The organism is Micromonospora maritima, assembly GCF_902825405.1.
GTDB lineage: Bacteria > Actinomycetota > Actinomycetes > Mycobacteriales > Micromonosporaceae > Micromonospora > Micromonospora maritima.
In genome coordinates this window covers 1-9980 of the sequence record NZ_CADEAU010000181.1, presented here as the reverse complement: position 1 = coordinate 9980, position 9980 = coordinate 1, and the positions used below count along the sequence as shown (strand labels likewise).

Sequence of the window (9980 nt, the reverse complement as noted above, 5' to 3'; positions counted from 1 at the left end):
ACCGGCTCGGGGGCGGCGGGCGCCGGGTCCGCGGCCGGCGGGGCGGGTCGGGGGACCGGGGGAACGGTGGCCAGTCCGGTGGGGTTGAAGATGGCGGTCATGACACTGCCCTCCTAGCGGGAGTCGGAGTTGTCGGTGCCGGCCTCGACCGCGGCCCGGCCGGCGGCCAGCCGCGCCACCGGCACCCGGTACGGCGAGCAGGAGACGTAGTCGAGTCCGGCCGCGGCGAAGAACGCGATCGAGTCGGGGTCGCCGCCGTGCTCGCCGCAGACGCCGACGGTCAGCTCCGGCCGCGCCGCCCGGCCCTCGGCGACCGCGAGCCGGACCAGCCGCCCGACGCCGGCGGTGTCGACGCTCTCGAACGGCGACACGTCGAAGATGCCCCGGGCCAGGTACGCGGGGAAGAACGACCCCTCCACGTCGTCCCGGGAGAACGCCCAGGTGGTCTGCGTCAGGTCGTTGGTGCCGAAGGAGAAGAAGCTCGCCTCGCCGGCGATCTCCCCGGCGGTCAGCGCCGCCCGGGGCGTCTCGACCATGGTGCCGATCGGGATCTCCGGTGCGCCGTCGACCTCGGCCAGCACGCGGCGCGCCTCGTCCCGCACCGCGGCGAGTTCCCGCACGTCCCCCACCAGCGGGACCATGATCTCCGGGCGCGGGTCGCCGCCGGCCCGCAGCCGCTGCGCGGCCGCCTCCGCCAACGCCCGTACCTGCATGGCGAACAGCCCCGGCACCACCAGTCCGAGCCGGACGCCGCGCAGCCCGAGCATCGGGTTCGCCTCGTGCATCCGGCGCACCGCGGCCAGCAGCGTGGCGTCGCGTCCCGGGTCCTCGCCGCGCGCCTGGGCGCGGGCCACCCGGGCGGTCAGTTCGGCCAGCGGCGGCAGGAACTCGTGCAGGGGCGGGTCCAGCAGCCGGACGGTGACCGGCAGCCCGTCCATCGCGGCGAGGAGCCCGACGAAGTCGGCCCGCTGCAACGGCAGCAGCGCGTCCAACGCCGCCCGCAGCTCGGCCGGGCCCGCGGCCAGGATCAGCCGCTCGACAAGTTCCCGGCGCTCGCCGAGGAACATGTGCTCGGTGCGGCACAGCCCGATCCCGGCGGCGCCGAAGCGGCGGGCCCGGCGGGCGTCCTCCGGCGTGTCGGCGTTCGCCCGCACCCCGAGCGTCCGCACCGCGTCGGCGTGCGTGAGCAGGCGGTGCACGGCGTCGACCAGCGGGTCGCTCTCGGGGCGCAGCTCACCGGCCAGGTAGCGGGCCACCGGGGACGGCTGCACCGGCACCTCGCCGAGCCAGATCCGCCCGCTGGTGCCGTCGATCGAGATCAGCTCGCCGGCCGGCACCACCCGGTCGCCCACGCGGAACTCGCCGCGCTCGACGTCGATGCGCACCGCGTCGGCCCCGCACACGCAGGTGCGGCCCATGCCCCGGGCCACCACGGCCGCGTGCGAGGTCTTGCCGCCGCGCGAGGTGAGCACCCCGGCCGCGGCGATCATGCCGGGCAGGTCGTCCGGGGTGGTCTCCGGGCGGACCAGGATCACCGGCCCGGTGGCCGCCGCCGCGGCGGCGGAGTCGAAGACCACCCGCCCCACCGCCGCTCCCGGCGAGGCGCCCACCCCGACGGCCAGCGGCTCCGGCACGCCGGTCGGGTCGAAGGCGGGGAACGCGAGCTGGGCGAGCTGCGCCCCGGTGACCCGGGTCAGCGCCTCGTCGGCGGTGATCAGCCCCTCCTCGGCCAGCTGCGCGGCGATCACGAACGCGGCCGCCGCGGTGCGCTTGCCGACCCGGGTCTGCAACATCCACAGCCGGCCGCGCTCGATGGTGAACTCGACGTCGCACAGGTCGCGGTAGTGCCGCTCCAGCGTCGCCATGATCTCCCGCAGCCGGTGGAAGCTCGCCGGGTCCAGCCGGGCCAGCTCGGTCAGCGGCACCGTGTTGCGGATGCCGGCCACCACGTCCTCGCCCTGCGCGTCGGTCAGGTAGTCGCCGTACACCCCGGGCGCGCCGGTCGCCGGGTCGCGGGTGAACGCCACCCCGGTCCCGGAGTCGGGGCCGAGGTTGCCGAACACCATGGCCATCACGTTGACCGCGGTGCCCAGGTCGTCCGGGATCCGCTCCTGCCGCCGGTAGACTCGGGCCCGCTCCGAGTGCCACGACGAGAACACCGCGCGCACGGCGAGGAAGAGCTGCTCGTGCGGGGCCTGCGGGAAGTCGTGCCCGACATGCCGGGCGAAGATCTTCTTGTACGTGTCGACCAGGTCGCGCAGCTGCCCGGCGCTCGGCCCGCCCGGCCCGGCGGTGGCCCGCACCGCCGCCAGCTCGTGTTCGAACTCCTCGGCCGGGATGCCGTGCACGGTCCGGCCGAACATCTGGATCAACCGCCGGTAGGAGTCCCAGGCGAAGCGTTCCTCCCCGGTGCGCGCGGCGAGTCCGGCCACCGTGGCGTCGTTCAGTCCGATGTCCAGGATCGTCTCCATCATGCCCGGCATGGAGAACCGCCCGCCCGAGCGGACCGCGAGCAGGAGCGGGTCGTGCGGGTCGCCCAGCCACCGGTCCAGCCGCGCCTCGACCTCGCGCAGGTGTGCGTTGATCTCCTCGTACAGCCCGGCCGGCGGCGCCCCGGTGGCCAGGTACGCCCGGCAGGCGTCGGTGGTGACGGTGAACCCGGGCGGCACGGGCAGCCCGAGCCGGGTCATCTCGGCGAGGTTGGCGCCCTTGCCGCCGAGCAGGTCGGCCCGGCTCCGGTCACCCTCGATGAAGTCGTAGACGTACTTCGGCATGGTCCGGCCTCCTCGGCTGCGTCATTCCTCCTCCTTGGTAGCGGTGCCGGCGGCCGGCGCGGCAGGGCCGGACGGGACCTGTCGCGGGCCGGAGGTCCCGAGCGTGTCGGTGGGGCCGCGTATCGTTCCGGGCCGTGACCAGTGAGGTGCGGCTCCGGCCGGTGCGCGACGACGATCTGCCGGCGTTCTTCGCCCACGAGCAGGATCCGCAGGCCACCTGGATGGCCGCGTTCGGCCCGGCGGACCCGTCCGACCGGGCCGCGTTCGACGCCCACTGGGCGCGGATCCGCGCCGACGACCGGGTGGTCAACCGTGCCGTCGAGGTCGACGGCGAGCTGGTCGGGCGGGTGGCCGCGTTCCCGGTCGGCGAGCGCACCGAGGTCAGCTACTGGATCGACCCGGCCCGCTGGGGCCGCGGTCACGCCACGGCCGCGCTCCGCGCGCTGCTGCGCGAGCTGCCCCCGGGGCCGGTGCACGCCCGCGCCGCCAAGGACAACGCCGCCTCCCTCGCGGTGCTGCGCAAGTGCGGCTTCGTCGTGGTCGGCGAGGACTCCGGATACGCCGCGAGCCGCGGCACGGAGGTCGAGGAGTACGTGCTGGAGCTGCCCGCCGGGGCGGCTGAGCAGGGCGACCACTAGTCTCCCCGGGGTGAACTGGCTGGAACTCGTCGGCTGGGCCGGCTCCGCGCTGCTGGTCTGGTCCCTGCTGCAGACCCGCATCCTGCGGCTGCGCGCGCTCAACCTGGTCGGCTGCCTGATCCTGATCGGCTACAACGCCGCCGTGCACGTCTGGCCCATGGTCGGGCTGAACGTGGTGCTCGCCGTGATCAACGTCTGGTACCTGCGCAAGCTGCTGGCCACCCGGCACGACGAGGAGACCTACCAGGTGGTGGAGGTGGGCACCGGCGACGCGTTCCTGGCCCACACGCTGCGCGTGCACGCCGCCGACATCGCCCGGTTCAATCCGGCGTTCCGCTGGGACCCGACCGACGCCGACCGCTCGGCCTTCCTGGTGGTCCGGGCCGACGAGGTGGTGGGCGTGATGGTGTCGCACGCCGAGGCCGGCGGGGTCGCCCAGATCGACCTGGACTACGTCACCCCGCCGTTCCGCGACTTCACCCCCGGCGAGTTCGTCTACCGGCGCAGCCGCCTCTTCACCGACCGGGGCTTTCGTCGGGTGGTCAGCCCGCCGGGCATGGTCGCCCCCTACTACCACCGGCTCGGCTTCCGGCCCGAGGGCGACGCGTACGTGCTGGACCTGCCCGCCCCGGCCTGAGGTCCGGTCAGTCCCGGGGCCGGCCGAACCAGCGGGCGAGCGCGGCGCGCAGCCCGTCCCGGTCCGGGTCGGCGGCGGTGGACGCCCAGGTCACGAAGCAGTCCGGCCGAAACCACCGGGGGTCAGCTTCTTCGCAGGATTCAGGCGCGCGCTCGCGGGGCACAGAGGGGCAACGCCGACCGGAGCTGCCGGCCGGCGAGTCGGCCATCGGCCGACCCGGATCGGCCGAGGGAGATAACCGCTCGTGCAGAGCTACTGGAGCCAGTTGGCCCTGGTCGGTGTGCTGGTGATCGTCAACGCCGCCTTCGCCGGCAGCGAGATGGCCCTGGTCTCGTTGCGGGACAGCCAGTTGCAGCGGTTGGAGCGCAGCAGCCGCGCCGGCCGGACGCTGGCCCGTCTCGCCAAGGACCCGAACCGGTTCCTGGCCACCATCCAGATCGGCATCACCCTCGCCGGATTCCTCGCCTCCGCCGCCGCCGCGGTCTCGCTGGCCCGGCCGCTGGTGCCGCTGCTCGGCGCGTTCGGCGACGCCGCCGAGACGGTCGCCATCGTCGCGGTGACCCTGGTCCTCACGTTCGTCACGCTGGTCTTCGGCGAGCTGGCGCCCAAGCGCATCGCCATGCAGTCCGCCGAGCGGTGGGCGCTGGTGGTGGCCCGCCCGCTGGACATGCTGGCCAGCGTGACCCGGCCGGCGGTGTGGGCGCTCGGCGCCACCAGCGACCTGGTGGTCCGCCTGTTCGGACTCAACCCCAAGCACGAGCCGGACGAGATCGGCCCGGACGAGCTGCGCGACATCGTCGCCGGCAACCACGGCTTCACCAAGGAGCAGCGCACCATCATCGCCGGCGCGGTGGAGATCGCCGACCGCCAGCTGCGCGCGGTCCTCGTACCCCGATTGCAGGTCTTCACGCTCGACAGCGGCACCACCGCGGAGGCCGCCCGGCTCGTCCTCGCGGCGACCGGCCACTCCCGGGCACCCGTGGTCCGTCACGGCGGCCTGGACGACGCGGTCGGCGTGATCCACCTGCGGGACCTGGTCGGCGTTCCCGACGACCGGCCGGTCGACGAGATCGCCCGACCGCCGATGCTGCTGCCCGACTCGCTCCCCGTGGTCGACGCGCTGCGCCAGTTCAAGGCCGAACGCCAGCACATCGCGCTGGTGGTGGACGAGCGCGGCGCGGTCGACGGGATCGTCACGCTGGAGGACATCCTCGAGGAGATCGTCGGAGAGATCTACGACGAGACCGACCGGGACCTGCGCGCCGTCCGCACCGAGGCCGACGGCACGCTGGTGCTGCCCGGCACCTTCCCCGTGCACGACCTCACCGACCTCGGCGTGGACCTGCCCAACCGGCCGGCCGGCGACTACACCACCGTCGCCGGGCTGGTCCTGATCTGCCTCGGCCACATCCCGACGGTCGCCGGCGAGACGGTCCGCGTCGACGGCTGGGAGCTGACCGTCGCCGGCGTCGACCAGCGCGCCATCGCCGAGGTGCGGCTACGCCGCCGCAGCCGGCGCGGCTCGGACGACGGCGACGGCGACGGGGACACCGCCGCCGACCCGACCGACGGTACGGACGAGGAGGCCGGCGGGTCCGAGGCCCGCGCCCTGGACCAGGCCCGCAACTGAGTCGTGCACCGGCCGGCCCGCGTCACCGCCGACCGGACGGCGGGCCGAACGGAAAGCCGGGCACCGGCGGCCGCAGCTGCACCGCGTCCGCCGGCAGCTGGTGCGTGCTGCGCCCGATCAGCCGGGCGACCGCCCGGAGCAGCCACGGCCCGGACGGGTGCAGCTCCGGCCCGATCAGCCGGCTCGTCACCCGGGTCCACCAGTGCCCGGCCACGATCACGTCGGTGATCCGCAGCCGGTCCGGCGGCCAACCGCCCCGAACCACCACGTCCACCACCCGGCCCAACCGCCGCCCGTGCAGGTCGTACGCGGTGCGGCCGAGCAGCTCACCCGCTCGCACGGTTCGACCCCGGGATCCGGGCGATCACGTGCCGCCGCAGCCACGACTCCACCGGCGACGGCGGCAGGTCCGCGGCCCGGCAACGCAACCGGACCGCGCTGTCCACGCCGGCCACCTGGGACAGCGGTACCCGCAACGGCGGCACCGGCGGATCGTCGGTGAACCGGTCGGCGACCGCCACCAGCAGCCGACCGACCCGGCCACCGATCCGCTCCCCGAGCGCGCCCTGCCCGGTGAGCAGGCAGTCCACGTACGGATAACCCTCGTCGTCGACCGCGAACCCGATGTCGTCGACACGTCCCACGAGCCGCCCCTCGACGTCGACGATCTGCCGGTCGAGCAGCCGCTTCGCGAGCTGGACCCTCATCGCCCCATCCCCGTCATCACCGCCAGCGGGATCGCCGCCACCGACGCGGCCACGATCAGCAGCAGGAACACCGCGCCGAGCAGGTTGGTCCACCACCCGTTGACCCGGTCGCCGAGGTATCCCCGGTCGTTGGCCACCACCAGGATCGGCAGGTAGGTCAACGGCAGCACCACCGCGCTCAGCACCAGCATGTACTCGGTCAGCCGCACCGGGTCCACGGTCGTCATCAGCATCACCACCCCGAGCAGCAGACCGACCAGCAGGACGCTGTGGAACCGGGCCGCCTCCCGGGGGCTGACCCGCTTGCCCCACTGCCAGCCGAAGTACTGCGCCGCCGCGTACGCCGCCGACAGCCCGGTCTCCAACGCCGCGCCGAACGTCACCGCGAAGAACGCCAGCACGGCCGCGGCCAGCCCGGCCCCGCCCAGCGCGGTCGCCACCGGCCGCGCCACCTCCTCCAGCGTGCCCAACGACGCCCCCGACGGGTGGTAGGCCACCGTCGCCACGGCGATCAGCGACAGCGCCAGGAAGCCACCCACCGGGAAGCCGATCAGCACGTTGGAGCGGGCGTGCGCCAGGTCCGCCGCGCTCCACCGCTCCTCCACCCCGCCGGAGGAGAAGAAGAACACCTCGTACGGGCTGACCGTCGACGCGAACAACGCCACCGCCACGAACCAGTACAACGGCCAGCCGTGCCCGGCCGCGCCGACCTGCCACGCCCCGCGCCCCAGCTCCGACCAGTCGGTCGGCAACGCGACCAGCGCGACCGCGAACACCAGCAGCGCCAACCCGGCCAGGCCGAAGATCCGCTCCATCAGCTCGAACCGCATCCGCCACAGCACCAGCCAGACCGCCAACGCGGCCAGCGGCACCCACAGCAGGTGACTCAGCCCGGTCGCCAGGTGCAGCGCCAGCGCCACCCCGCCCAGCTCCGCCGCCAGCGTCACCACCGTGACCAGCCACGACGCGACCAGGTTGAGCAGCGCCACCCGTGGGCCGAGCCGCTCCCGGACCAGGTCGAACACCGCCCGGCCGCTCACCGCCGCGATCCGGCCGGCCATCTCCGCGTACGCGCAGATGCCCACCACGCCGACCAGCAGCACCCAGGCGTGGGCCATGCCGAACAGCGCGCCGGCCTGGCTGGCGGCCACCAGGTCGCCGATGTCGACGAAGCCGCCGACCGCCGACAGCACGCCCAGAGTGACGGCGAGGAGCTTCCTCACGTCGGGTCGGCGGCACGCGGTCTCATCGACGCGACGATATCGGCGTCAGCGCCCGGTTTCGGGCGAATGCCTAAGCCGGTGGTGAGGTTCTGCAACCGCACCTGGCCGCGCGCGACCAGACGCGCGTCCCCGTCGGTGATTTCCACCAGCCAGAGCTGCTGGCTGCGCCCCCGGTGCACCGGCGTGCCCACCGCGGTCAGCTCCCCGTCGCGGACCGCACGCAGGAAGTCGGTCTGGTTCGACACCCCGACCACGTTGCCGCGATCGCCCAGCCAGAGCGCGCCACCGACGCTGGCCGCGGTCTCCACCACCGAGCAGTAGACGCCGCCGTGCTGGATCCCGTACGGCTGGTGCAGCTCCGGGCGCACCTTCCAGCGGATCACCACCCGGTCGCCGCTGACCTCGTCGAACGTCAGCCCCAACAGGGCCACGAAACCCCCGCTCAGGTTCGGCATCTCCACCGCGGTTCCTCCTCGCGTTCGACGGCGCCGCCAGCCTAGTCGGCCCCCACGTCGGCAAACCGGGTACGGACCGGGCCGGGGGATGGGGGAGAATCGGTGACCGTGACCGACAGCAACCTCCCGCAGGGGCGGGACTCCCTGACCGACGACCTGCTGTGGCGGGGCCTGATCCAGGACTCGACCGGCCTCGACGAGCTGCGCGAACTGCTCGACGGCGGGAGCACCACCTTCTATGTGGGCTTCGACCCCACGGCGCCCAGCCTGCACATCGGCAACCTGATGCAGGTCGTCATGGCCCGCCGGCTCCAGCTCGCCGGGCACCGTCCGCTGCTGCTGGTCGGCGGCGCCACCGGTCAGATCGGCGATCCCAAGGAGAGCGCCGAACGGACGCTGAACCCGCCCGAGGTCATCGCCGGCTGGGTCCAGCGCATCCGCGACCAGCTCTCGCCGTTCGTGACGTACACCGGGGTGAACGCGGCCCAGCTGGTCAACAACCTGGACTGGACCGGCGAGATGTCGGTGGTCGAGTTCCTCCGGGACGTCGGCAAGCACTTCCCGGTGAACAAGATGCTGGCCCGCGAGGTGGTGAAGGCCCGGCTGGAGAGCGGCATCAGCTACACCGAGTTCAGCTACCAGCTCCTGCAGGCCAACGACTTCTTCGAGCTGCACCGCCGGCACGGCTGCCGGCTCCAGTACGGCGGCTCCGACCAGTGGGGCAACATCACCGCCGGAGTGGACTACATCCGGCGTCGCGGCGCCGGGCCGGTGGAGGCGTTCACCACGCCGCTGGTGACCAAGGCCGACGGTACGAAGTTCGGCAAGAGCGAGACCGGCACGGTCTGGCTCGACCCGCAGATGACCAGCCCGTACGCGTTCTACCAGTTCTGGGTCAACGCCGACGACCGGGACGTCAGCCGCTACCTGCGCTACTTCAGCTTCCGCTCCCGGGAGGAGCTGGAGGAGTTGGAGAAGGCGACCGCGGAGCGCCCGCAGGCGCGCCTGGCCCAGCGGGCGCTCGCCGAGGAGCTGACCACACTGGTGCACGGCGAGCGGGAGACGGCCCAGGCGGTGGCCGCGAGTCAGGCGCTGTTCGGGCGCGGCTCGCTCGACGAGCTGGCCCCGGAGACGCTGCGCGCGGCGCTCACCGAGGCCGGTCTGGTGCACCTCGACGAGCTTCCGGACGTGGCCGGCCTGCTCAAGGAGTCGGGCCTGGTGCCGAGCATGAAGGAGGCCCGGCGGGTGATCGCCGAGGGCGGCGCCTACGTCAACAACACCCGGATCGCCGAGGTCGACGCAACCGTCTCGCCGGCGGACCTGCTGCACGGGCGCTACCTCGTGCTGCGCCGAGGCAAGCGCTCGTTCGCGGGTGTTGAGCTGCGCGGATAGCCATCGGTCGAGGATGTGACGCGGGACGCGCCCGGCGGATTTGACGATCAATCCGCCGGGCGCGTAACTTTCTCTCTGCCAGCGCGGACCGGACGAACAGGGCGAAAGACCTGGGAGGCCGGAGCGCAGGACCTGGGACGCGGGCGGTGCCCCGGATCCGCCGGGAGGCGGATTTGGCGAGGCGGAACCGACCGGGTAAGGTTATCGGCCGGCAGGGAAACGGACGGGCCAGCGGGAAAACCGCGGACGGTCGTCCTGCCGAATTCCTCGGAACAACCGACGGAAGTCGGTTGAATCGGGGTGCCCGGTAAAAGGGGAATGCACGACAAACCGGAAGACACCGGTTTGACACGGCAGAAACCACCGGGTAACGTAGTAAAAGTGCCCGGCGTGAGAGCGGCGGACATGAACGAGATGCCCCAGGTGGGGGTTCTACGGTGTAGGGCTTCTGGTTGGTGTGTGGTTGTTCTTTGAGAACTCAACAGGGTGCTTGTAAAGCCAGTGCCAATTGTTTTATACCCCGG

The 9980-nt window shown here is 73.1% G+C and carries 9 protein-coding genes and 1 pseudogene; 4 read left to right on the top strand and 6 right to left on the bottom strand.

The window, feature by feature from the left end; all coding sequences use genetic code 11:
• Positions 1-113: 113 nt before the first annotated feature.
• Entirely contained in the window at positions 114-2774 is a 2661-nt protein-coding gene (gene ppdK, locus HUW36_RS17280; protein ID WP_174529117.1) for a pyruvate, phosphate dikinase, read from the bottom strand.
• 134 nt (positions 2775-2908) lie between these two features.
• Here ppdK and HUW36_RS17275 point away from each other — a divergent pair, with 134 nt between their 5' ends.
• Positions 2909-3412, top strand: coding sequence for a GNAT family N-acetyltransferase (locus tag HUW36_RS17275; protein ID WP_174529116.1), 504 nt, complete (start codon positions 2909-2911; stop codon positions 3410-3412).
• Between the two features lie 10 nt (positions 3413-3422).
• Positions 3423-4049 carry a YgjV family protein gene (locus HUW36_RS17270; protein ID WP_174529115.1) on the top strand — a complete coding sequence of 209 codons (627 nt, stop codon included), beginning with the start codon at positions 3423-3425 and terminating at the stop codon, positions 4047-4049.
• A gap of 7 nt (positions 4050-4056) precedes the next feature.
• Here HUW36_RS17270 and HUW36_RS34990 read toward each other — a convergent pair whose 3' ends face one another.
• Complete coding sequence (locus HUW36_RS34990; RefSeq protein WP_343044334.1) at positions 4057-4257, bottom strand: aromatic-ring hydroxylase C-terminal domain-containing protein; 201 nt, start codon at positions 4255-4257, stop codon at positions 4057-4059.
• Between the two features lie 36 nt (positions 4258-4293).
• Here HUW36_RS34990 and HUW36_RS17265 point away from each other — a divergent pair, with 36 nt between their 5' ends.
• Positions 4294-5679, top strand: a complete 1386-nt coding sequence (locus HUW36_RS17265) for a hemolysin family protein (protein WP_174529114.1) — start codon at positions 4294-4296, stop codon at positions 5677-5679.
• A gap of 22 nt (positions 5680-5701) precedes the next feature.
• Here the strand turns inward: HUW36_RS17265 and HUW36_RS17260 are convergent, their stop codons facing one another.
• The 4 genes and pseudogenes from HUW36_RS17260 to HUW36_RS17245 form a co-directional block, all read right to left on the bottom strand.
• Positions 5702-6019 carry a PRC-barrel domain containing protein gene (locus HUW36_RS17260; RefSeq protein WP_174529113.1) on the bottom strand — a complete coding sequence of 106 codons (318 nt, stop codon included), beginning with the start codon at positions 6017-6019 and terminating at the stop codon, positions 5702-5704.
• A complete protein-coding gene (locus HUW36_RS17255; RefSeq protein ID WP_174529112.1) occupies positions 6006-6386 on the bottom strand; it encodes a hypothetical protein in 381 nt (126 codons plus the stop codon). Before HUW36_RS17255 ends, HUW36_RS17260 begins: the two co-directional genes overlap by 14 nt.
• Entirely contained in the window at positions 6383-7609 is a 1227-nt protein-coding gene (locus tag HUW36_RS17250; RefSeq protein ID WP_174529111.1) for an NRAMP family divalent metal transporter, read from the bottom strand. The genes HUW36_RS17255 and HUW36_RS17250 overlap by 4 nt, the downstream gene beginning before the upstream one ends.
• A 77-nt stretch (positions 7610-7686) precedes the next feature.
• Positions 7687-8064: pseudogene (locus tag HUW36_RS17245) on the bottom strand (PaaI family thioesterase); the annotation flags it as partial.
• Between the two features lie 108 nt (positions 8065-8172).
• On the opposite strand from HUW36_RS17245, the gene tyrS reads away from it, so the two are divergent.
• Positions 8173-9456 (top strand): tyrosine--tRNA ligase, encoded by a 1284-nt coding sequence (tyrS, locus tag HUW36_RS17240; protein WP_174529118.1) that lies wholly within the window; start codon positions 8173-8175, stop codon positions 9454-9456.
• Positions 9457-9980 lie beyond the last annotated feature (524 nt).

What these genes read in the sequence shown, in the direction of transcription:
- HUW36_RS17255 (WP_174529112.1), bottom strand. Translation starts at nt 6,386, where the DNA reads ATGAGGGTCCAGCTCGCGAAGCGGCTGCTCGACCGGCAGATCGTCGAC.
- ppdK (WP_174529117.1), bottom strand. Translation starts at nt 2,774, where the DNA reads ATGCCGAAGTACGTCTACGACTTCATCGAGGGTGACCGGAGCCGGGCC.
- HUW36_RS34990 (WP_343044334.1), bottom strand. Translation starts at nt 4,257, where the DNA reads ATGGCCGACTCGCCGGCCGGCAGCTCCGGTCGGCGTTGCCCCTCTGTG.